The 22,707-nt window shown below is 65.6% G+C and carries 20 protein-coding genes; 12 read left to right on the top strand and 8 right to left on the bottom strand.

The genetic code is table 11. From position 1 onward, the window contains the following. Nucleotide 1: 1 nt before the first annotated feature. Nucleotides 2-277 carry a DUF6587 family protein gene (locus ACY34H_RS27055; protein ID WP_464980526.1) on the top strand — a complete coding sequence of 92 codons (276 nt, stop codon included), beginning with the start codon at nt 2-4 and terminating at the stop codon, nt 275-277. A gap of 59 nt (nt 278-336) precedes the next feature. On the opposite strand, the gene ACY34H_RS27050 is transcribed toward ACY34H_RS27055, so the two are convergent. Further along, the gene (locus ACY34H_RS27050) at nt 337-714 is read right to left on the bottom strand and encodes a hypothetical protein (RefSeq protein WP_464980525.1); all 378 of its coding nucleotides are present in this window, start codon (nt 712-714) and stop codon (nt 337-339) included. Between the two features lie 134 nt (nt 715-848). After that, nucleotides 849-3,155 (bottom strand): catecholate siderophore receptor Fiu, encoded by a 2,307-nt coding sequence (locus ACY34H_RS27045; RefSeq protein WP_464980524.1) that lies wholly within the window; start codon nt 3,153-3,155, stop codon nt 849-851. Nucleotides 3,156-3,377: 222 nt separating this feature from the next. On the opposite strand from ACY34H_RS27045, the gene ACY34H_RS27040 reads away from it, so the two are divergent. From ACY34H_RS27040 to ACY34H_RS27030, 3 genes are read left to right on the top strand one after another with little or no spacing between them, the layout of a single operon-like run. Further along, entirely contained in the window at nt 3,378-4,052 is a 675-nt protein-coding gene (locus tag ACY34H_RS27040) for a glutathione S-transferase family protein (protein WP_464980523.1), read from the top strand. Between the two features lie 27 nt (nt 4,053-4,079). Next, entirely contained in the window at nt 4,080-4,853 is a 774-nt protein-coding gene (locus ACY34H_RS27035) for a 5'-3' exonuclease (protein ID WP_464980522.1), read from the top strand. Between the two features lie 13 nt (nt 4,854-4,866). Then, complete coding sequence (locus ACY34H_RS27030) at nt 4,867-5,289, top strand: response regulator (RefSeq protein WP_464980521.1); 423 nt, start codon at nt 4,867-4,869, stop codon at nt 5,287-5,289. A 131-nt stretch (nt 5,290-5,420) separates the two neighbouring features. On the opposite strand, the gene mnmA is transcribed toward ACY34H_RS27030, so the two are convergent. Next, entirely contained in the window at nt 5,421-6,539 is a 1,119-nt protein-coding gene (mnmA, locus tag ACY34H_RS27025) for a tRNA 2-thiouridine(34) synthase MnmA (protein ID WP_464980520.1), read from the bottom strand. A gap of 22 nt (nt 6,540-6,561) precedes the next feature. Next, nucleotides 6,562-7,044 carry an NUDIX hydrolase gene (locus tag ACY34H_RS27020; RefSeq protein WP_464980519.1) on the bottom strand — a complete coding sequence of 161 codons (483 nt, stop codon included), beginning with the start codon at nt 7,042-7,044 and terminating at the stop codon, nt 6,562-6,564. Nucleotides 7,045-7,236: 192 nt separating this feature from the next. Here ACY34H_RS27020 and ACY34H_RS27015 point away from each other — a divergent pair, with 192 nt between their 5' ends. From ACY34H_RS27015 to ACY34H_RS26980, 8 genes are all read left to right on the top strand, one after another. After that, nucleotides 7,237-8,349, top strand: coding sequence for a Re/Si-specific NAD(P)(+) transhydrogenase subunit alpha (locus ACY34H_RS27015; RefSeq protein ID WP_464980518.1), 1,113 nt, complete (start codon nt 7,237-7,239; stop codon nt 8,347-8,349). 64 nt (nt 8,350-8,413) lie between these two features. After that, entirely contained in the window at nt 8,414-8,719 is a 306-nt protein-coding gene (locus tag ACY34H_RS27010) for a proton-translocating transhydrogenase family protein (RefSeq protein ID WP_464980517.1), read from the top strand. After that, nucleotides 8,719-10,182 carry an NAD(P)(+) transhydrogenase (Re/Si-specific) subunit beta gene (locus ACY34H_RS27005; RefSeq protein ID WP_464980562.1) on the top strand — a complete coding sequence of 488 codons (1,464 nt, stop codon included), beginning with the start codon at nt 8,719-8,721 and terminating at the stop codon, nt 10,180-10,182. The genes ACY34H_RS27010 and ACY34H_RS27005 overlap by 1 nt, the downstream gene beginning before the upstream one ends. A gap of 429 nt (nt 10,183-10,611) precedes the next feature. Further along, the gene (locus ACY34H_RS27000) at nt 10,612-11,646 is read left to right on the top strand and encodes a LacI family DNA-binding transcriptional regulator (RefSeq protein ID WP_464980516.1); all 1,035 of its coding nucleotides are present in this window, start codon (nt 10,612-10,614) and stop codon (nt 11,644-11,646) included. 102 nt (nt 11,647-11,748) lie between these two features. Continuing rightward, nucleotides 11,749-13,065 carry a glycoside hydrolase family 5 protein gene (locus ACY34H_RS26995; protein ID WP_464980515.1) on the top strand — a complete coding sequence of 439 codons (1,317 nt, stop codon included), beginning with the start codon at nt 11,749-11,751 and terminating at the stop codon, nt 13,063-13,065. Then, nucleotides 13,055-14,428 (top strand): GH1 family beta-glucosidase, encoded by a 1,374-nt coding sequence (locus tag ACY34H_RS26990; protein ID WP_464980514.1) that lies wholly within the window; start codon nt 13,055-13,057, stop codon nt 14,426-14,428. The genes ACY34H_RS26995 and ACY34H_RS26990 overlap by 11 nt, the downstream gene beginning before the upstream one ends. Before the next feature lie 67 nt (nt 14,429-14,495). After that, entirely contained in the window at nt 14,496-16,967 is a 2,472-nt protein-coding gene (locus tag ACY34H_RS26985) for a glycoside hydrolase family 3 protein (RefSeq protein WP_464980513.1), read from the top strand. A 25-nt stretch (nt 16,968-16,992) separates the two neighbouring features. Next, nucleotides 16,993-18,297, top strand: a complete 1,305-nt coding sequence (locus tag ACY34H_RS26980; protein ID WP_464980512.1) for a sugar MFS transporter — start codon at nt 16,993-16,995, stop codon at nt 18,295-18,297. Between the two features lie 76 nt (nt 18,298-18,373). Here the strand turns inward: ACY34H_RS26980 and ACY34H_RS26975 are convergent, their stop codons facing one another. From ACY34H_RS26975 to ACY34H_RS26960, 4 genes are read right to left on the bottom strand one after another with little or no spacing between them, the layout of a single operon-like run. Then, nucleotides 18,374-19,525 carry an FAD-dependent monooxygenase gene (locus ACY34H_RS26975; protein ID WP_464980511.1) on the bottom strand — a complete coding sequence of 384 codons (1,152 nt, stop codon included), beginning with the start codon at nt 19,523-19,525 and terminating at the stop codon, nt 18,374-18,376. Then, nucleotides 19,522-20,868 carry a Xaa-Pro aminopeptidase gene (pepP, locus tag ACY34H_RS26970; RefSeq protein ID WP_464980510.1) on the bottom strand — a complete coding sequence of 449 codons (1,347 nt, stop codon included), beginning with the start codon at nt 20,866-20,868 and terminating at the stop codon, nt 19,522-19,524. The genes ACY34H_RS26975 and pepP overlap by 4 nt, the downstream gene beginning before the upstream one ends. Continuing rightward, complete coding sequence (gene murU, locus ACY34H_RS26965) at nt 20,865-21,587, bottom strand: N-acetylmuramate alpha-1-phosphate uridylyltransferase MurU (protein WP_464980509.1); 723 nt, start codon at nt 21,585-21,587, stop codon at nt 20,865-20,867. The genes pepP and murU overlap by 4 nt, the downstream gene beginning before the upstream one ends. Nucleotides 21,588-21,594: 7 nt before the next feature. Continuing rightward, nucleotides 21,595-22,671, bottom strand: coding sequence for an aminoglycoside phosphotransferase family protein (locus ACY34H_RS26960; protein ID WP_464980508.1), 1,077 nt, complete (start codon nt 22,669-22,671; stop codon nt 21,595-21,597). Nucleotides 22,672-22,707: the final 36 nt, after the last annotated feature.

Here is a 22,707-nt window from a genome sequence, read left to right as displayed (position 1 = left end):
CATGTGGCAGGAACTGATCGTTGCATTGATAGTCATCGCCGCCGTGCTGCAGGCGTGCCGGAAATTCCTCCCTGCCGCGCTGCGGCAGCGGATGGTCTACGCGCTGTCGAAGAAAGGCTTCGACCAGGACCGGTTGGCAAAGCTGTTCAAGGTGCAGTCGGACTGCGGCAGCGGCTGCGGCTCATGCGGCTCGTGCGAGACCACGCCGGCGCCGATCGATACCTCGGACGACGGCGGCGCCAAGCGGCGCGTGATCATGTTGAACGTGCAGCGCTGAACATGCAGCGCTGAACGACCGGCTGGCCGGCGCCAGCGCTTCGGTTGGCGAGGAAGCATTCAACGGACCCGGGTTTGCCCCGGGTTTTCTTTTTGGTACACCAGCAGCGATTCGATACCCCAGGCGAGCGCGATTACACCAGCCATCCATGCCGCATTCGATCGCAGCAATGGCCAGGATGCCATTGCCACGACACCGGCGCCCATTACGCATTTGATCATCGTATTACTGGAGACGCCGAAAATGCTGTCCGACCCGGGCCCCATGGCGGCAATGCGCCACTCGAACAGCAGCCCCGCAATGCTGTAGGCAAGGTGCGCGAACAAGGTGCCGATCGTCAACGGCAGCAGGTCGCTGTGGAACGGAAGAGTGCATAGCGCAGCAATCAGCACCACTTCGCCCAGGTAGAACACGGTACGCTTGCGGAAAGGTTTCATGGACGGCGCCTCGTCGTGGGATCGTTATCATTCTAATCCTCGAGGCACCGCCAGACCCGCGGCCCCCGAAAAAAAACGCCACCCGAAGGTGGCGCGAAGTCTGAAGGATAAAGCGATGAAACTCGTTGCGCGCCTTAGAAGCGGAAGTTCGCCGTCAGGCTGGCCGAGCGCGGGGTGCCCGGCGTGTAGCGGTAGCCGCTCTTGTTGATGGCCGCGACGTATTCCTCGTCCGCCAGGTTGTACACGTTCAGGCGCAGGTCCACGTTCTTCGTGATGGCATAGGATGCCATCGCATCGGCCACCCAGTAGCTCTTCGAGAAGGCCGGGGTGCCGACGGCGCCGTCGGTGCCGCGCAGCAGCTTGCCGTTATAGCGCACGCCGCCGCCGACCGTCAGGCCGAACGGGAAGCTGTACGTGGTCCAGCTGGTGAAAGCGTTCTTCGGCGTGTAGGTCAGGGAATCCTCGCCGTTGGCGGTAACCGCGCGGCCCGATTCCACGCTGGTCTTCATGTGCGTGTAGCCGGCGCTGACCATCCAGTTCGGCGTGATCTGGCCCTGCACGCCCAGCTCGATGCCCTCGACGCGCTTCTTGCCGGTCTGGAAGTAGTTGGCGGCATTGGTCGGATCCTGCTCGACTTCATTCTTCACGTCGGTACGGTACAGCGCCGCGGTGAAGGCCAGCTTCTGCTCCAGCAAATCCCACTTGGTACCGATTTCCTTGGTAGTCGTTTCCTGGGGATCGAATTGTGCGTTGGCGGCGCTGCTGGCCGACGTGGACAGGCTGAACGACGCGCCGCCCGGTGGCTGCTTCGAGCTGGCAACGGTGGCGTATACGCTGCTGTTCGCGGTCGGCTTGTACAGCACCGACAGCTTGCCGGTGGTCAGCGTGTCGCTGTCGGACAGCACGGTCGGCACGAACACGTTGTTGGTCAGCGTGGTAGCCACGTAGTCCAGATTGTAGTGGTCCACGCGCACGCCGCCGTTGACGATCCACTGTTCGCCGATCTTGACGGTGTCGAACAGGTACAGCGACTGCGTGTCGGTACTTCCCTGGGAAACGGCGCCCGTGCGCACCGGGTTCAGGCCGGTGATCGGCGCGCTCGGGTTCGGCGCATACAGCGGCGTATCGGTCAGCGTGCCGCCGCCGGTGCGGCCGAACGAGGTCTGCTTCTCGTCCACGAACTCCAGGCCACCCACGATCGTGTGCTGCAGGGCGCCGGTTGCCACGTCCCACGTCATTACGGTCTGGTTGGCAACGATGCGGTTCTCCACATCCTTGAATGTGCGGTTGTTACGGCGCAGCAGCCACGTCGACGGGTCAGCCGGGTTTGGCGTAATCAGGTTGGAGGGTGTCACTGCGCCGGTGGTGGCGTTGGTGGTGGTGGCGTTGGCCATCAGGAAGGTCAGCAGGTAATCCTGCTTCGTCTTGCCGTAGCGCGAGGTATTCTGCAGGCGCAGGTTCGGCGAAAAATCATGGTCGATACGCACAGTGGCCATGTCGGCCGTTACGTCGTCATGGTCCGTCACGTGGCCATAGAAGCCTTTCGGGTCGACCATTGGTGCGCTGTTCAGGAATTCTCGGCGCAGCGCCGGATTGGCGTTGCGGCTGTCCGGGCTCGTGTAGCCGGGCAGGCCGATGGTCGGTACGCCGCCGTCGGGAATATTGTCCTGCTTGATGTGCAGGTAGGACAGGTGCGCGCGGGTCTTGCCACCCAGGCCGAAGGCAACCGTCGGCGCCACGCCCCAGCGCTTGTTCTTCACCACGTCGCGCGCGGCGCTTTCGGAATCCTGCGCCATCACGTTCAGGCGGAAGGCGATGCCGCTTTCCGCGTCCAGCACGCGGTTGATGTCGGCCGTGGCGCGCTTCTGGCTGCCGCTGCCGCCGGTGATCGAACCGCCGATGGCGTTTTCCAGGTTGGCCTGCTTCGACTGCAGGTTGATCGAGCCGGTCGGTGCGCCGCGGCCGGTGTCGGTACCGGCAGGACCTTTCAGTACGTCGATCTGTTCGATGTTGAACACGTCGCGCGAGATCGAGCCGATGTCGCGCACGCCGTCCACGTGGATGCTGGTGGACGTGTCGAAGCCGCGCAGGAAGATCGCGTCACCCGTGTTGGTGTTGCCGTTTTCGCCCAGGAAGAAGGTGCCCACGCCCGGCGAATTGCGCAGCGCCTCGGTCAGCGTGGTGGCGTTCTGCTGTTCGAACAGTTCCTTCTTGATCACCGTGATGGTCTGGGGCGTATTCACCAGCTTTTCCGTGTACTTCGGCGACGACGCGCGTTCCGCCTTGAAGTCGTTTTCCTTGCCTGCTTCGGCGACGACTTCGGCCATTTGCTTTTCCTGCGGATCGGCCGCGTGCACGGCGGCGGCCGGCAACAGCAGCGAAGCCAGCACAGTGCTCATCTGCAAACGGGTAGGGTGTTTACGACTCTTAATCTGGGTCATTTCTCAACAGGTCCGTGTAAGTTTTTGTAAAGACTGTCGAGTGTAGCAATTGTGGCAAAGTATGTAAACGAGAATTGTTATCATTCGCATTCTTTACAACAGACGAATGGCGCGGCGTGATGGTGCTTCCCTGCCAGATTCCGTTGCGCCAGGAAATGCCGCCTGTGCCTGGCAGCAGTGCTAAGCTGCGCTTTCAGCCAACTTGCATCGAACTAGCCCAACATGATCACTGTCCACCACCTGAACAATTCCCGCTCGCAGCGCGTGCTGTGGCTGCTGGAAGAACTGGGCCTGCCATACCAGGTCGTGCGTTACCAGCGCGATGCGCGCACGATGCTGGCGCCGCCGGAACTGAAGGCCGTGCACCCGCTGGGCAAGTCGCCGGTGATCGCCGATGGCGACTGTGTCGTGGCCGAATCCGGCGCAATCATCGAATACCTGATGGACCATTACGACCAGGGCCGCCTGCGGCCGCCAGCGCGCACGCCGGAGAAGCGCCGCTGGACGTATTTCCTGCATTACGCGGAAGGTTCGATGATGCCGCCGCTGCTGATGAAGCTGATCTTCGACCGGGTGGAAACGGCGCCGGCGCCGTTCTTCGTGAAGCCGATCGCGCGCGGCATCGCGCAGAAGGTGAAGGGCAACTACATCCTGCCGCAGATCCGCCAGCACCTCGATTACCTGGAGGGGGAGCTGGGCCGGCACGAATGGTTTGCCGGCGATGCGTTCAGTGCCGCCGATATCCAGATGAGTTTTCCCCTCGAAGCGGCGGCATCGCGCGGCGGGCTCGATGCGGCGACCCATCCGAAGCTGGCGGCATTCCTCGAACGCATCCATGCGCGGCCAGCCTACCAGCGCGCGCTGGAGCAGGGCGGGCCCTACGAACTGCTGCGTTGAGGGGTGCGGTAGAATCGGGATTTTGCCATGGGACGCCTGCTTGCCATCGACGGCCTGAACATCGTGCGGCGCGTATACGAAGCCAGCCCCGAACCCGACTCGGACCTGAAGGCCGAGATCGCGCTGCGCCATGCCCTGAATTCCTTCCGCACGCTGGTCAACGGTCACGAACCCACCCACGTGCTGCCCGCGTTTGATTTCGGCGGCCGCACCTGGCGCCACGACCTGTATGGCGGCTACCGCGAATCGCGCGCACCGATGCCGGCACCGCTGCGCGAGGCATTGCCGGGCTTTTACGCGAAGCTGGAAACGTTCGGGCTGCGGCCGGTATCGCTGCCGGAAGTCGAGGCGGACGACGTGATCGGCACCGTCGTCATGCGCTGGCTGGGCCAGGGCCGGGGCGAGGCCGTGGTGGCCACCACCGACAAGGACCTGCATTGCCTGATTGCCCACGGCGCCCGCGTGTGGGACCATTTCAAGAGCGAATGGCACGACCACGCCTGGGTGGAGAACAAGTGGGGCGTGCCGCCCGCCCAGTTGCCGGACCTGCTGGCCCTGATGGGCGATGCCACCGACAGCATTCCCGGCGTCTCGAAAGTAGGCTTGAAGACGGCGGCGAAACTGCTGCGCACCTACGGCACCCTCGATGCGATCATGGCCGGCGCCGGCATCCTGAAGGACGCGGTCGGCGAGGCACTACGAAAGGAGCGGGAGATGCTGTATCTTTCCCGTCAGCTCGTGGAACTGAAGACAGACGTCACGGTGGGCGTCAGCTGGAACATGCTGGCATGGGAGTCATAATGGAAGAACGACAATGCTGAAGGCAGTGATCATCGATGGCAGCGCAGTGGCGCGCGGCCTGCTCAACACCGTACTGATGGATGGCGGCTACGACGTCGTCGGCCAGGCGCACACCTGCGCGGCCGGCGCCGCGCTGCTGATCAAGCTCAATCCGCAGATCGTCTGCATCAACCGCGACCAGGTCGAGCAGGACATTCCCGCCGTCGAGGCGATGCGCCGGCAATGGCCGAAGGCGCTGATCTTCATGGTCTCCAGCGAGTTCGATGCCGCCACCGTGCAGAACGCCCACGCGATGGGCTTCAACGGCTTCATCGTCAAGCCGTTCAATGCGGGTACCGTGCTGAAGACGATCCGCAACACCGTCATCGCGATGGTCAAGCGGCAGCAGAAGATGCAGGCGGACAGTGGCGGGCAGGAGCCGGCTGCAGACAAGTAAATTCTCTAGAAATTAGGGACAGACCCTGTTTTCCAGGAAATAACAGTAAAAAACGGTGACAGGCACCAGTTCTCAGGAAATATTCCAAAAGAACCGGAGCCTGTCACCGGTTTTGCAGTAACTTTCGAGACTCAGGCGGTGCGCGGGCCGGCGATGATGCCGCCGCCCAGGCATACGTCGCCGTCGTACAGCACGGCCGACTGCCCTGGCGTCACGGCCCACTGCGGGTCCATGAACGACAGCGCGAAGTCCGAGGCGCCCTGCGGCGCCACGTCGCAGGCCACGTCGGCCTGCCGGTAACGGGTCTTGGCGGCGATGCGTCCCGCTTCGGGCGGCACGCCGGCGATCCAGCTGGCCTGGTCGGCGGACAGGTCTGGCGACAGCAGCCACGGGTGATCGTGACCCTGCACCACCCACAGCGTGTTGGTGGCCACGTCCTTGCGCGCCACGTACCACGCGTCGCTGCTGCCGTCGGCCTTCTGGTAGCTCTTCACGCCGCCGATGCCGATGCCCTTGCGCTGGCCCAGCGTGTAGAACGACAGGCCCACGTGCTCGCCGACGGTCTTGCCGTCCGGCGTCTTCATCGGCCCCGGTTTGTACGACAGGTAGCGGTTCAGGAATTCGCGGAACGGCCGCTCGCCAATGAAGCAGATGCCGGTCGAATCCTTTTTCGCGGCGTTCGGCAGCTTCAGCTTTTCGGCGATCTGGCGCACTTCGGTCTTCGGGATCTCGCCCAGCGGGAACAGCGTCTTTGACAACTGCGCCTGGTTCAGGCGGTGCAGGAAATAGCTCTGGTCCTTGGTGTGGTCGACGGCTTTCAGCAGTTCGTGGGTGCCGGTGGCGGCGTTGTGCCGCACGCGCGCATAGTGGCCGGTGGCGATCAGGTCCGCGCCGAGCAGCATTGCATGGTCGAGGAAGGCCTTGAACTTGATCTCGGCGTTGCACAGCACGTCCGGGTTCGGCGTGCGGCCGGCCTGGTATTCGCGCAGGAATTCGGCGAACACGCGATCCTTGTATTCGGCGGCGAAGTTGACGGCCTCGATATCCACACCCACCACGTCGGCCACGCTGGCCGCGTCGATCCAGTCCTGGCGCGTGGAACAGTACTCGGAATCGTCGTCGTCTTCCCAGTTCTTCATGAACAGGCCCACCACTTCGTAGCCCTGTTCCTTCAGCAGCCATGCCGACACCGAGGAGTCCACACCGCCGGACATGCCGATCACGACTTTTTTCTTGCTCATTTCATCCATCCGATCTTCATCGCGCTTGCAGTCACACTTCCTCGTATACCGAGACGTGCGTATGCAGCAGTTCGAGCGGGGCGCGCTTGCCCGCCAGGTATTCGTCGACGCACGTCATCAGCAGGGGGCTGCGGTGGCGCTCGCGGCAGGCGGCGATTTCGTCGCGTGTCAGCCACATCGTGCGCAGGATGCCGTCGTCCAGCGGGCGGTCCGGGTAGTACTCGCCCGCCTCGCCGCAGAACGCAAAGCGCAGGTAAGTCACCAGTTCGCCGGTCCGGGCCGAGCGGTAACGGGACATGTACATGCCGACCAGCGCCGTCGGCGTGAAGTCGTAGCCGGTTTCTTCCAGCGTTTCGCGCACCACGGCCTGCTCCAGCGATTCCAGCGGATCCAGGTGGCCCGCGGGCTGGTTCAGGCGGATGCCGTCACTGGTCTCTTCTTCGATCAGCAGGAATTTGCCGTCGCGCTCGATGACGGCGGCAACGGTCACATTGGGTTTCCAGGTACGCGGCATGAGGGTCATCCTTGAAAGAGCCGGTATTTTAGCCTGTTCCGCCAGGACACATGTGACTGCCGCGTGACAGCACACCTCGCTTGTTGTACGCAAGTCTAGGTTGTCTTATCAAAAACATTTTTCAACAAGATTTCCGTGCTAGTGTTGAGCCAGTCTCGTAGTCACTCCATCAACAAACACGGGAGGCGGTTCATGAGGATAGGAATACCGGCCGAAACGCGGCCGGGCGAAACACGCGTGGCCGCAACGCCCGAGACGGTCAAGAAGCTCGCCGGCAAGCACCAGCTGATCGTGCAATCCGGTGCCGGCATGGCCGCTTCCATTCCCGACGATGCCTATGCGGCCGCCGGCGCCACGATCGGCAGCGCGGCCGATGCCTGCGGCGCCGAGATCGTGCTGAAGGTGCGCGCGCCGGATGACGGCGAGCGGGCGCTGATGCAGCGTGGCGCCGTATTGATTGGCATGCTGAACCCTTTCGATGCGGACAACATCGCCGCGATGGCCGGCGCCGGCCTGTCCGCCTTCGCGCTGGAAGCCGTGCCGCGCATCACGCGGGCGCAATCGATGGACGTGCTGTCGTCCCAGGCCAATATCGCGGGCTACAAGGCGGTGATGGTGGCGGCCAATACCTACCAGCGGTTCATGCCGATGCTGATGACGGCCGCCGGCACCGTGAAGGCGGCGCGCGTGCTGATCATGGGCGTCGGCGTGGCCGGCCTGCAGGCGATCGCCACCGCCAAGCGGCTGGGCGCCGTGATCGAGGCTTCCGATGTCCGCCCGCCGGTGAAGGAGCAGGTCGAGTCGCTGGGCGCCAAATTCATCGACGTGCCGTTTCTCACCGACGAGGAAAAGGACATCGCCCAGGGCGCCGGCGGCTATGCGCGGCCGATGCCGGCGGACTGGATGCGGCGGCAGGCCGAGCTGGTGCACGAACGCGCCAGGCAGGCCGACATCGTCATCACCACCGCGCTGATCCCCGGCCGCAAGGCGCCGGTGCTGATCTCGGAAGAGACGGTGCGGGCCATGAAGCCGGGTTCCGTGATCGTCGACCTGGCGGTGGAGCAGGGCGGCAACTGCCCGCTCTCCGAGCTGGGGAAAACGGTGATCAGGCACGGCGTGGTCATCGTCGGCGAACCGAACCTGGCCTGCCTGGTGGCGGCCGATGCCTCCGCGCTGTATGCCCGCAACGTGCTCGACTTCCTCAAGCTGATCATCGACAAGGACGACCGGCTGGCGATCGACCGCGAGGACGAGATCATCAAGGCCACCCTGGTGGCGCACGCCGGAGAAGCACTAAGAAAATAAGTTGTCAAATAAGGGGGAGCGTCATGGAAGCGAGCCACACCGTCATCGAAACAGGGAGAGCGTCGTGGAAGTAAGCCACACCGTCATCAACTTGATCATCTTCGTGCTGGCCATCTATGTGGGCTACCACGTCGTCTGGAACGTGACGCCGGCGCTGCACACGCCGCTGATGGCGGTCACCAACGCGATATCGGCGATCGTCATCGTCGGCGCCATGCTGGCAGCCGGGCTCACCGAAGGGCTGGTCGGCCAGGTCGCCGGCACCGTGGCCGTGGCGCTGGCCGCCGTCAACGTGTTCGGCGGCTTCCTCGTCACCCGCCGCATGCTGGAAATGTTCCGGAAGAAGGACAAGAAAGAGGGAGGCAAATGATGGCCTTCATCTCGATGAACCTGGTGACGATGCTCTACCTCGTTGCCTCGGTGTGCTTCATCCAGGCTTTGAAGGGCCTGTCTTCTCCCGCCAGCGCCCGGCGCGGCAACGCCTTCGGCATGGCCGGCATGGCGATCGCCGTGCTGACGACTATTGCGCTGATCGCCAGGCTGCAGGCCGGCAGCACAGCCTCTGGCGGCATGGGGTTCGGGCTGGTGGCCCTGGGCGTGATCGTCGGCGGGGCCATTGGCGCCTACCTGGCGAAAACCGTCGAAATGACGAAGATGCCGGAACTGGTGGCGGCAATGCACTCGCTGATCGGCCTTGCCGCCGTGTGCATCGCCGTGGCCGCGGTGTCCGAGCCGCAGGCGTTCAATATCGCCGCGCCGGGCGAAGCCCTGCCGCTGGGTAACCGCATCGAGCTGTTCATCGGCACCTTTGTCGGCGCGATCACGTTCTCCGGTTCCGTCATCGCGTTCGGCAAGCTGGCCGGCAAGTACAAGTTCCGCCTGTTCCAGGGCGCGCCGGTGGTGTTCGCCGGCCAGCACGTGTTGAACCTGGTGCTGGCGCTGGTGATGGTCGCGCTGGGCCTGGCCTTTGTGTTTGCCGGCGGCGTGGAGCCGGCGTGGACGCCCTTCGTGGTGATGACGGCGATCGCGTTCGTGCTGGGCGTATTGATCATCATCCCGATCGGCGGGGCCGACATGCCGGTCGTGGTCTCGATGCTGAACAGCTATTCGGGCTGGGCGGCCGCCGGCATCGGCTTCTCGCTGAACAACGCGATGCTGATCATCGCCGGTTCGCTGGTGGGCTCGTCGGGCGCAATCCTGTCGTACATCATGTGCAAGGCGATGAACCGCTCGTTCTTCAACGTGATCCTTGGTGGCTTCGGCGGCGAGACCGCGGCGGCGGCTTCGGGCGGCGCCGCCCAGGCCGCGCGGCCGGTGAAATCCGGCTCGGCCGACGATGCGTCGTTCCTGATGAGTAACGCGGAAACGGTGATCATCGTGCCCGGCTACGGCCTGGCCGTGGCCCGCGCCCAGCACGCACTGAAGGAACTGGTGGAAAAGCTCACCGAGCACGGCGTCACCGTCAAGTACGCGATCCACCCGGTGGCCGGCCGCATGCCGGGGCACATGAACGTGCTGCTGGCCGAAGCCGAAGTGCCGTACGACCAGGTATTCGAGATGGAAGACATCAACGGCGAATTCGCCCAGGCCGACGTGGCATTGATCCTGGGCGCCAACGACGTCGTCAACCCCGCCGCCAAGGACCCGAAATCACCGATCGCCGGCATGCCGATCCTGGAAGCCTTCAAGGCCAAGACCGTGATCGTCAACAAGCGCTCGATGGCCTCCGGCTATGCCGGGCTGGATAACGAGCTGTTCTACATGGACAAGACCATGATGGTCTTCGGCGACGCCAAGAAGATCATCGAGGAGATGGTCAAGGCGGTCGAGTAAGCCCTCCAGCCATGGCCGGGCTGGCGTCCACTCCGGTGCGCGCCAGCCCGGCCTTGCGCATTCCGGCAGCAAAATTTTCTCGTTGTAGCGCATGAATTCCTGTATGATTTCGCCAAAATGGTAACGTTTCCATAAGGCGGATGTGGACGGGAGGCAGGCATGACGGATTCGATTTCGCGGCGCTGGCTGACGGTGCATGGGCTGATACCCTTGCCGGCGCGGTATGCCGCCTGCCTGCAGGCGCGGCGTGCCTTCGGGGACGAACCGCCCGCCGGAAGCTTGGCTGCCTCCACCAGGAACCAGGAACCAGGAACCAGGAACCAGGAACCAGGAACCAGGAACCAGGAGCCAGGCAATGGGCACGCGGGTAATGTCCGGGCGACGTCGATACAGTATGCTTGCGTCATTCAGGCACGATAGGAAATCGTAGTGGCAACCATCAAGGACGTGGCCCGGCTGGCGGGCGTGGGGCTCGGCACCGCATCGCGCGTGGTCAGCGGCAAGGGCGCGGTAGCGCCGGCCACGCACGCCAAGGTGCGCGCGGCGATCGATGCGCTGGGCTTCCGGCCGTCGCACGCGGCGCGGGCGCTGCTGTCCGGCTATTCGAAGATGATCGGCGTCTACATCCCCATTCTGAAAGGCACGTTCTACACGCCGATCCTGCAGATGATCGACATCGAACTGCGCGCCAACGGCCTGCACATGGTGGTGGCGTTCGGCGTGGGGCGGGGCGATGCGCTGCGCCAGGCTGTCGAAGGCATCGAGTTCCTGCTGGAACGGGGTTGCGACGGCATCATCTCGATGAGTAACATCCTGGGCGACGAGGACATCGCCGCACTGGGCGCGCGCGGCGCCAACATCGTCGTCGTCAACAATGCAACCAGCGGTCTGGGCGAGCAGGCCTTCCAGGTCGATCACCGCAAGGGCGGCGCGCTGGCCGCGGAAACGCTGCTGGAACAGGGCCACCGCCAGATCGCCGTGATCGCCGGCCCGGCCGACGCGCCGGACAACGTGGAGCGGATCGACGGCTTCCTCAAGGGGCTCAGGAAGGGCGGCATCGAAACGGACGGACTGTGGATCGCCGAGAGCGACTTTTCGCCGGAAGGCGGATTCGCCTGCGCGAAGGAATTGCTGGCATCGGATTACGCGTTCACCGCGCTGTTTTGCGCCAACGACGAGATGGCCGTCGGCGCGCTGTCGCACTTCCAGGAAGCCGGCGTTGCGGTGCCGCGCGACGTGTCGGTACTCGGCTACGACGATACGCCCAGCGCCGAATTCTCGGCACCGCGGCTCACCTCCGTGCACATTCCGTGGCGCGATGTGGTGAAGGCAGGCCTGAACGCGCTGCTGAACCGCTGCTACGACGGCGATCGCCCGGTGGCGCGCCGTTATCCGCTCAGCGTCACGCACCGCGCGTCGCTGGGCCCGGCACCTGCGGCCAAGGCGCGCAGGCGCGCCGGATAAGACTGTGCGGCAGAAGGTACAGGGCGGCGCGCCCGGGTGGCGCGCCATTTTTTCGCGAGATTGTGGAAAGCTTTCCATTCATTGAGGAATCAGGAGGAGACGATGCGGAAACAGTCGATGGCGGCACTGATCGCCACGGCCGCGCTGGTGCAGCCGATGCAGGGCGCGCAGGCGCAGGCGCCACTGCCCCTGCTGCACACCGCCGGCACGAAGTGGCTGGATGCCGATGGCCGGCAGGCGATCCTGCGGGGCACCAACCTGGGCAACTGGCTGATCAACGAGTTCTGGATGATGGAGCTGGACAAGACCAGCGGCGTCGACGACCAGTGCAAGCTGGAGGCGCTGCTCGACAAACGCTTCGGCTATGCCGAACGCGAACGCCTGTTCAAGGTCTTCCGCGACAACTGGATCACCACGCGCGACTGGGACCTGATGCAGCGGCACGGCCTGAACGTGGTGCGGCTGCCGTTCATCCACAGCGTGATCGAGGACGAGAAAAAGCCACGCACCCTGCGCGCCGACGCCTGGCGCTACCTCGACGATGCGATCGACCAGGCCGAGAAGCGCGGCATGTACGTGGTGCTGGACCTGCACGGCGCCGCCGGCAGCCAGGGCATCGAGCACCACAGCGGCTGCGCCAGCCGCAATGAATACTGGAGCGTGCCGGACAACCAGGCGCGCACCGAATGGCTGTGGCAGCAGGTCGCGCAGCGCTACCGGGACCGCGGCGCCGTGGCCGGCTACAGCGTGCTCAACGAACCATGGGGCACCGATCCCGACACGATGGCGGCCAATGTGCGCAAGCTGTACAGGGCGATCCGCGCGGTCGACCCGCACCACGTGATCATCCTGCCCGGCCATGTCAAGAATGGCATCGATGCCTACGGCAAGCCGGCCGATCATGGCATGACGAACGTGGCGTTCGAGATGCATCCCTATCCGGGCCACTTCGGCTGGGGCAAGCCCGGGCTGAAAGTGCACAAGGACTGGCTGACCTGTTCTCCGGGCGAGGGCGACACCGTCTGCAAATGGGACGAGCGGCTGCGCCGGCTGGACACCGCCTTCTTCATCGGCGAGATGCAGCCGTGGGCCATGATGGGCCTGGAGCTGGGCGGCCAGGTCGCACGCGCCTCCTTCGATACCTATGCGAAGTACGGCTGGGCCGCCACCGCCTGGTCGTGGAAGGTCGTCACGCAGCAGGGCGGGCAGGGCGACGGCAAATGGGGCTTCGTCACGAACGCGGCAAATGCGTCCCCGGCAGGCAAGGTAGCGCCGATCGATTTCGCCAGCGCGCCGAAAGCCGACATCGAAGCGCTGTTCCGCTCGTTCGGCACGCAACCCTACGAACTGCACCAGCCGCTGCAACGCTGGCTCACCACGAACAATCCCCGCGATATCCGGGAAATCCATGACCAATAACGTACCCGACACCACACTGGCGCGCGGCGATTTCCCCACCGGGTTCACCTGGGGCACTTCCACGTCGTCGTACCAGATCGAAGGCGCGCGCCATGAAGACGGCCGCGTCGACTCGATCTGGGACACGTTCAGCGCCCAGCCGGGCCGCATCCGCGACGGCTCCAGCGGCGCCATCGCCTGCGACCATTACCACCGCTGGCCGCAAGACCTCGACATCGCGCGCTCGCTCGGCACCAATGCCTACCGCTTCTCGATCGCCTGGCCGCGCATCTTCGGCACCGGCGGCACGCCGAACGCGAAAGGGCTCGACTTCTACGACCGCCTGGTCGACGGCATGCTCGAGCGCGGCCTGCAGCCGTGGCCTACCTTGTACCACTGGGACCTGCCGCAGGCGCTGCAGGACCGCGGCGGCTGGATGGCGCGCGACATCGTCCACCGCTTCGCCGACTACGTGGATGTCGTCACGCGCCGGCTGGGCGACCGCGTGCCGCAATGGATCACGCACAATGAGCCGTGGTGCACGGCGATGCATGGGCATATGGATGGCATGCATGCACCGGGCATCCGCGACGTGGCGTCCGCCTTGCAGGCCAGCCATCACGTGCTGCTGTCGCATGGCCTGGCCGTGCCGGTCATCCGCGCCAACGTGCCGGGCGCCCGGGTCGGCGCGGCGCTCAGCCTGCACCCGATCCGGCCGGCCTCCGGCAGCCCGGAAGACATCGCCGCCGCCAGCCGGCATGACGGCTTGCGCAACCGCTGGTTCCTCGACCCGCTGTTCGGCAAGGGCTACCCGGACGACGTGCTCGCTTATGTACGCGACTCGGCGCGGGACGCCGCGCCGCGCATCGAAGCGGGCGACATGGACGCGATCGCCGTGCCGACCGATTTCACCGGCCTGAATTACTACTTCCCCGAAGTGATCGCGGCCGCGCCGGGAGAAGGGCCGCTGCATGCGCGCGTGGTGCATCGGGAAGGCGTGGAACGCACGGCGTTCGGCTGGGAAGTGGCACCGGACGGCATGGCGCAACTGCTGCAACGCATCCATGCGGAATATGGCCCGAAGGAGATCCACGTGACCGAGAACGGCTCCTGCTACGACGACGTGCTGGAGGACGGGCAGGTGCATGACCGGCAGCGCACCTCGTACCTCATGCGGCACCTGGCCGCGCTGAAGGACACCATCGCGCAAGGGGTGCCGGTGGCCGGCTACTTCGCGTGGAGCCTGCTGGACAACTTCGAATGGGCGGAGGGCTACACGCGCCGCTTCGGCCTGACCTACGTCGATTTCGCCACGCAGCAGCGCATCCTGAAGGATAGCGGGAAGTGGTACCAGTCCTTCCTGGACGGCACGCCGGCCGCATGAGATCCCCGCGGCGTCGGCCGCGGCAAGCCTTGAATTCAACAGAACGATACGGAGATACGGAGAGACGATGAAGCGACGCCTGACCATTCTTGCTGCCGCCGCGCAGCTGCTGACCGCCAACGCCATGGCGGCTCCACTGGCCGACTGGCCGCGACTGAAAAGCGCCGTGGCGCCCGATGCGCAGCTGGAGGCGCGGGTGAGGGAAATCGTGGCCGGCATGACGCTGGAACAGAAGGTCGGCCAGATGACGCAGTCCGAAATCAAGACCACGAAGCCGGACGACGTGCGCAAGTACTACCTGGGCTCCGTGCTGAACGGCGGCGGCAGCTGGCCGAACGGCAGCAAGTACGCCACGCCGGCCGACTGGGTGAAGATGGCCGATGCGTTCTACGATGCGTCGATGTCGACCGACATGCGGCACAAGATTCCGGTGATCTGGGGCATCGACGCGATGCACGGCAACAGCAACGTGCTGGGCGCCACGCTGTTCCCGCACAATATCGGCCTCGGCGCCGCGCGCGATGCGAAGCGCGTCGGCGAAATGGCGGCGGCGGTCGGCCAGGCCGTGCGCGCCACCGGCATCAACTGGGTGTTCGCGCCCACGCTGGCGGTGGTGCGCGACGATCGCTGGGGCCGCACCTACGAAAGTTTTTCCGAGGATCCGAAGATCGTTGCCGACTATGCCGGTGCCTATGTAAAAGGCTTGCAGGGATCGCTGGAGGATGATGCCAATGTCGTCGCCACCGCCAAGCATTACGTGGGCGACGGCGGCACCGACCAGGGCAAGGATCGCGGCGTCAACCAGGCCACGAAGTCGGACATGATGAACATCCACATGGCCGGCTACTACCCGGCGCTGGAAGCGGGCGCGCAGACCGTGATGGCGTCGTACAACAGCTGGACCGATGTCGCCGCCGGCAAAACCTACGGCAAGATGCACGGCAACAGGGAATTGCTGACCGAGGTGCTGAAGCAGAAGATGGGCTTCGACGGCTTCGTCGTCACCGACTGGAACGGCATCGCCGAAGTGCCGGGCTGCCGCAACGACAGCTGCGCGCAGGCGATCAATGCCGGAATCGACATGGTGATGGTGCCGGACGACTGGAAGAGCTTCATCGCCAACACGGTGCAGCAGGTGAAGGATGGCACGATCCCGATGGCCCGCATCGACGATGCCGTGACGCGCATCCTGCGCGTGAAGCTGCGCGCCAACCTGCAGAAGCCATCGGCATCGCGCCACGCCGGCAAGATGGAGTCGATGCAGGCGCGCGAACTGGCGCGCAAGCTGGTGCAGGAATCGCTGGTGCTGCTGAAGAACGATGGCAATGTCCTGCCGCTGGCACGGGGCAAGAAGATCCTGGTGGTCGGCAAGAGTGCCGACAATATGTCCAACCAGAGCGGCGGCTGGACCCTGACGTGGCAGGGAACCGACAACAGGAACAGCGATTTCCCCCATGGCGACACGATCCTGGCCGGCCTGAAGGAAGCGGCACCGAACGTGACGTTCAGCGCGGATGCCGCCGGCGTCGACGTGGCCGGCTACGACGTGGTGGTGGCCGTGATCGGCGAAGGCCCGTACGCGGAAGGCGACGGCGACATCGGCCCGGCCGGCAACCTGCGCCACAGTGGCCGCTACCCGGAAGACCTGGCGGTACTGAAAGCCGTTGCCGGCAAGGGCAAGCCGGTGGTGACCGTATTCGTCACGGGCCGGCCGCTGTATGCCAATGACCTGCTGAACCTGTCGGACAGCTTCGTGGCGGCATGGCTGCCGGGCTCCGAAGGCAAGGGCGTGGCCGACGTGCTGCTGCGCGGCGCCGACGGGAAAGTGAATGCACCGTTCACCGGCAAGCTGTCGTTCTCGTGGCCGAAGAGCCCCTGCCAGGCACCGCTGAACGTGGGCGACAAGAACTATGCGCCGCTGTTCGCCTATGGCTACGGCCTGGAATACGGCAAGGCGAAGAAGGTCGGCAAGCTGGCCGAGGACAACAGCACCGCGCCATGCGGCAAGACCAATGCGTTCCCGGTGTTCAACCAGTCCGACCGTGCCACCTTCCCGCTGTATGTGCAGAGCGGCGGCGAGCGCAAGGCGCTGGGCGCGGACCTGAACGCGACGCATGTGCTGCCGACGCTGAAAGTGGAGGTCGCGCAGATCACCACGCAACAGGACGCGAAGAAGGTGACGTGGACAGGGCCGGGATCCATCGAAGCACGTGCCGCAGCGCTGCGCGCACTGCCGGCGTATGCCACGAAGGATGGCGCGCTGGTGTTCGACACGATCGTCACGGCCGCGCCGCAGGGGCCGGTGCAGGTATCGGTCGGCACTTCCTCCGTCGACCTGGCCAGCGAGTTCACCCGGCTGGCCGGGCAGGGCAAGAAGACCGTCAAGATCCCGCTGGCCTGTTTCAAGGGCGCCGACCTGGGCAAGGTCGACACGCCGTTCCGCGTGACGGCGCAGGGCGGCCTGGTGGCGGCGTTCGCCAATATCCAGGTCGTCGGCGGGGCCGGTGCCGACGCGGATGCCGTCGCCTGCGTAAAATAGTCGCCCTTTCCAGGAAGGAGTCATCATGCAAGCTCATTCACAGGCGGCGCTCGCGCCCGGCGCCGACGGCGCGAACACTTCCGGCAACAACACGGGTCCGCTGGTCATCGTCACGATCCTGTTCTTCATGTGGGGCCTGCTGACGTCGATGAACGACGTGCTGATCCCGCACCTGAAGGCGGTCTATACGCTGACCTATGTGCAGGCGATGCTGGTGCAGTTCTGCTTCTTCGGCGCCTACCTGCTGGTTTCCGTGCCGGCGGGGATGCTGATCCGGCGGCTCGGCTACCAGCGCGGCGCGGTGGCCGGCCTGGTCGTGGCGGCCATCGGCTGTGCGCTGTTCTACCCGGCCGCCACGTCCGGCTACGGCGTGTTCCTGTTTGCGTTCTTCGTGCTGGCCGGCGGCATCACCGTGCTGCAGGTCGCCGCGAACCCGTACGTGACGGTGCTGGGCGATCCGCGCACGGCGTCCAGCCGCCTGACGCTGACGCAGGCGTTCAACTCGCTGGGCACGACGGTGGCGCCGGCGCTGGGCGGCATGCTGATCCTGTCCGGCGGCATGCTGGGCGCCGAGCAGCTGGCGGCATTGCCTGCCGCCGAACAGCTGGCGTACCGCGCCCGGGAAGCGGCCAGCGTGCAGGGGCCGTACCTGGTGCTGGCCGGCGCGCTGCTGTTGCTGGCCGTGCTGTTCGCGCTGGCGCGGCTGCCGAAGATCGATGCTTCAGCTGGTGATGCGGCGGCGGACGGCGAATCCGGCGGCCGGTTCGCCGACCTGTTCGCGCACCGGCATCTGGTACTGGGCACGCTGGGCATTTTCCTGTACGTCGGCGGCGAGGTCTCGATCGGCAGCTTCCTGATCAACTTCCTGGAAGACCCGAACATCGGCGGCATGACGGCCGCGCAGGCCGCGCACTACGTCAGCCTGTACTGGGGCGGTGCGATGGTGGGCCGCTTCATCGGCTTCGCCGTGATGCGCAAGGTCAGCCCCGGCAAGGCGCTGGCGTTCAACGCCGCGGCCAGCATCGCATTGATCGCCATCGCGATCCTCGGCGGCGGCAAGGTGGCGATGGTGGCGATCCTCGCCGTGGGACTGTGCAATTCCATCATGTTCCCGACCATCTTCAGCATGGCGCTGCACGGGCTGGGCAAGCAGACCGGCCAGGCTTCCGGGCTGCTGTGCATGGCCATCGTCGGCGGCGCGCTGGTGCCGTTCGCGCAGGGAGCGCTGGCCGATACGGTGGGGGTGCAGCTGTCGTTCATCGCACCGGCGGCCTGCTATGCGTTCATCCTGTACTTCGGCCTGAAATACGCAAACCTGCACAAGCAGTAACGCCAAAAAAAACTGGGGACGTACCCCTGTTTCCAGGAAATTTCCTGGAAACAGGGGTACGTCCCCAGTTTTGGCTTTAGCGGCGGCCGTACATCATCAGCTCGGCCAGGACGGAGCGCGCGGGGCTGAACAGGTCGATGGCGGCCAGCGACAGGCCGAGCGCCGGTTGCAGCGGCGAGGTGTTGGCGAAGATGCGCGCCATTGTGTCGGTCAGGCGCACCGTGATGTCGCGATCCTGCCGGCGCAGCGTGGCGAAGTCGGCGAGGTTGTCCGGCGTGGCACCGCGTGCCAGCAGCCGGGCCAGCACGGTGGCGTCGCGCAGGCCCAGGTTCAGGCCCTGGCCGGCCACCGGGTGCAGCGTTTGCGCGGCGTTGCCGATCGCCGTGGTGCGTGCCGTGCCGTGCACGCCGGCGTTCAGGCCGAGCGGGAAGGCCAGGCGCCGGGTGGCGTGCGTGAAGCGGCCCAGACGCTCGCCGAACGTGGCGTTCAGCCGCGCCAGGAAGGCGGCATCGTCCAGCGACAGCAGTTGCTGCGCCGTTTCCGGCCGCACGCACCAGACCATTGAATACGCCTCTCCCTGCGGCAGCATCGCCAGCGGGCCTTCGTCGGTAAACCGTTCGTAGGCGCGGTGCGCGACCGGGGCGCTGGCTTCCACCTGGGCGATGATGGCCGTCTGGCCGTAGTCGCGCATGGTCTGCTTGTCCGCCTGTGCGCCGAACAGGCCGCCCTCGGCCTGCACCGCGATCGCGGCCACGATAGTATGGCCATCGTCCAGCGCCAGGCGCACGTGGCCGGCCGTTTCTTCCAGGCCGGTGACGCGCGCCGGCCGCAGCGAGACGATGCCCAGGCGTTCGGTCACGCCGGCCAGCACGTCCACGATGTCGCCGTAGCGCGTCACGTAGCCCAGTGCGGGCACGCGCTGTTCGTCGCGCGTGATCATGCTGCGGCCGAACGCGCCCTTGCGCGACACGTGGATTTCATGGATATCGGTGGCCGGCACCGGCCAGGCGCCGACCAGCCCGAGGATCTGCCGGCTGCCCCAGGACAGCGCCAGCGTGCGCGGGTCGTCGCGCGCCGCGTCCAGCGGCTTCGCGTCGATCAGCGCAATGCGCGACGGTGCCATGCCCCGCTGTGCCAGCAAGGCTGCCAGCGCCATGCCGGCCGGGCCGGCGCCGCAGATCGCCACGTCGTAGTCGGCATGCATGGCATCGCTCATGTTCGTGCTCATGTTCCCTCCGCCATCAGGCGCTCGATATCGTCCACCGTTTTCGGTACGTCGCCGGTCAGCACGCGTGGCGTGCCATCGGCCACCACCACGTCATCCTCGATGCGGATGCCGATGTTCCAGTACCGTTCCGGCACGCCCGGCGCCGGCCGTACGTAGATGCCCGGTTCCACCGTCAGCACCATGCCTTCGGCGAGCGGCCGCGAGGGCTTGTCGGGATGGTCGGTGAGGCGGTAGGCGCCGGTGTCGTGCACGTCCATGCCGAGCCAGTGGCTGGTGCCGTGCATGTAGAAAGCCGTGTAGGCCTTGCTGGCGATCACGTCGTCCAGGCTGCCCGCGGTATCGCGGTCCAGCAGGCCGGTGTCGAGCATGCCTTGCGCCAGCACGCGTACGGCGGCATCGTGCGCCGCGTGGAACGTGTTGCCCGGCCGGATCGCATGGAAGGCGGCGGCCTGCGCGGCCAGCACGAGCTCGTACAGTTCCCGCTGCGGCGCGGTGAAGCGGCCGTTGACCGGAAAGGTACGCGTGATGTCGGATGCATAGCCATCGAGCTCGCAGCCGGCGTCGATCAGCACCAGGTCGCCGTCGCGGGTTTGCCGGTCGTTGCTGTTGTAGTGCAGGATGCAGCTGTTGGCGCCGGACGCGACGATCGGCGTATACGCCGGGAATTGCGCACCGTTCCTGCGGAACTCGTACAGCAGTTCCGCTTCCAGCGCGTATTCGAACACGCCGGCGTGCGCCGCCCGCATCGCGCGGCGGTGCGCCGCGGCCGAGATCTGGCCGGCGCGCAGCATGGTCGCCTGTTCGCCGGCATCCTTGACGACGCGCATCTCGTCGACCAGCGGCACCAGGTCGCGCAGCGCCGGCGGCGCGGTGATGCCGGTGCGGCCCTTTGCCCGCACCGCGCCGAACCAGCGGCGCAGTTGCACGTCCAGTCCTTCATCGCGCGCCAGGCGGCAGTACAGCGCGGGCGCGCCGGCCAGCAGCTCCGCCATTTTTTCATCGAGCATGGCGATCGGGTACGCGGCATCGACGCCGAATTCGGCTTGCGCCGCCTCCGGGCCGTGGCGCAGGCCATCCCAGATTTCGCGTTCGACATTCTTCTCGCGGCAGAACAGGATGGCGCGGGCCGGCTGCTCGCCGGACGCGGCAACCATGACCAGCGCGCTTTCCGGCTCGGGAAAGCCGGTCAGGTAATAAAAACTGCTGTCGTGGCGATACGGATATTCGCTGTCGCCATTGCGCACGCTTTCCGGAGCGGTGGCGAGGAAGACCACGCTGCCCGGCTCCAGCCGCGCGAGCAGGGCGGTGCGCCGCGCGGCGAACTTGCCACCCGGGCCACTCATGGCCGCTTCACCCCGAATGCCGCGTTCAGCCCGTCCAGCTGCGCCGGAGTGCCGATATTGTCCCAGTCGCCCTCGTAGACTTCGCCGCCCAGCTGGCCCTTGCCGGCGTAGTCGCGCAGCAGCTTGCCCAGGCCGGCATGCTGGCCGGGCTGGATGCCGTCGAACATCTCCATCCGGTAGACGCCGATATTGGCGAACGTCCACGTCGCTTGTTCCCGGGGCGGATAGCTTACCGTGTACATGTTCAGGCCGAAGTCGCCCTGCGGGTGGAACGGCGGGTTCTTCACGAGCCAGATCCAGGCGATGTCGCGCTGTTCGACCGGGTGGGCATTGCCCCACAGGTCCTTGTCGTGCAGGACGTCCTTCACTTCGCTGAAATCGAAGTGCGGACACCAGATGTCGCCGGAAATCGCCAGGAACGGTTCTTCGCCCAGCAGGTGCCGCGCGTTGGCGATGCCGCCGGCGGTTTCCAGTGCTTCCCGCTCCGCGGAATACAGGAGGGTGGCGCCGAAGCGGCTGCCGTCGCCCAGGTAATCCTCGATCATGTGGCCGAGGTGGGCGTGGTTGATGACGATCTCGGTGAACCCGGCACGCACCAGGTTCAGCACGTGCCATTCGACCAGGGGCCGGCCGCGCACCTTCAGCAGCGGCTTGGGGCAGGTGTCCGTCAGCGGGCGCATACGCTCGCCGCGGCCGGCGGCGAAGATCATGGCTTTCATGGCGTCCTCAGAACGTGTAGCCGACGGCGGGCTGGCGGTTTTCCAGCGCGTCCAGCAGCTTGACCAGCGGCTTGAGCTCGCGGTAGCGGTTGGCGGTGCGGCGCACGTATTCCATCACCGTGGGCAGGTCGCCCAGGTACAGCGGCTTGCCGTCGCGGTAGTTCAGGCGGCTGAAGATGCCCAGGATCTTCAGGTGGCGCTGCAGGGCCATGTATTCGAAGTCCCTGTAGAACGCGTCGAAGTCCTTGCTGACCGGCAGGCCGGCCGCTTTCGCGTGCTGCCAGTAGCGGATCACCCAGTCCAGCACCAGTTCCTCGTCCCACGAGACATAGGCGTCGCGCAGCAGCGAGGCGGCGTCGTACGTGATGGGACCGTACACGGCATCCTGGAAATCGAGGATGCCGGGATTCTTCTCGTCCATCCACATCAGGTTGCGCGAGTGGTAGTCCCGGTGCATGTATACCTGCGGCTGGGCCAGGCAGTTGGCGACGATGTGGTCGAATACCTTCTGCAGCTCGGCCGATTGGGCCTCGGTCAGCGTGGTGTTCAGGTGCTTGCCGATGTACCACTCGGGGAAGATGTTCAGCTCGCGCAGCATGAAGGCGCGGTCGAATTCGGGCAGCACGCCGGGCTGGCTGCGCAGCTGGATGTCGACCAGCGCGGACAGCGCCTCGGCATACAGCGTGGCGGCATTGTCGTGGTTCAGCGCCTGCAGGTAGGTGGTCGTGCCCAGGTCGGACAGCAGCAGGAAGCCCTGGTCCAGGTCCTGCGCATGGATCACGGGCACGGAAACGCCGGCCTCGGCCAGCAGTGCGTTCACCTTCACGAAGGCTGCGGTATTCTCGCGCTCCGGCGGGGCATCCATTGCCACCAGGGTGGCCCCGAAGTTGGCGCCAGGGCGTGCCTGTGCAGCCGGCAGCACGTCGAAGCGGAAGTAGCGGCGGAAGCTGGCGTCGGCCGATGCGGGGCGGGCCGAAGCGGTGTCGACGATGTCCAGCCCCTGCAGCCAGTTTTTCAATTGAAGCAGGCGCGCGTCGCCGTCGGCGGGTGCGCCGCTGGATGATATTGTGTGCAATAAAGACATGAAGTACGGCCCGAGCAAACCGGATATTGACAAAGG

It is taken from the genome of Pseudoduganella sp. jia 9 (assembly GCF_055502615.1).
This window is presented reverse-complemented; position numbering and strand designations above follow the sequence as displayed.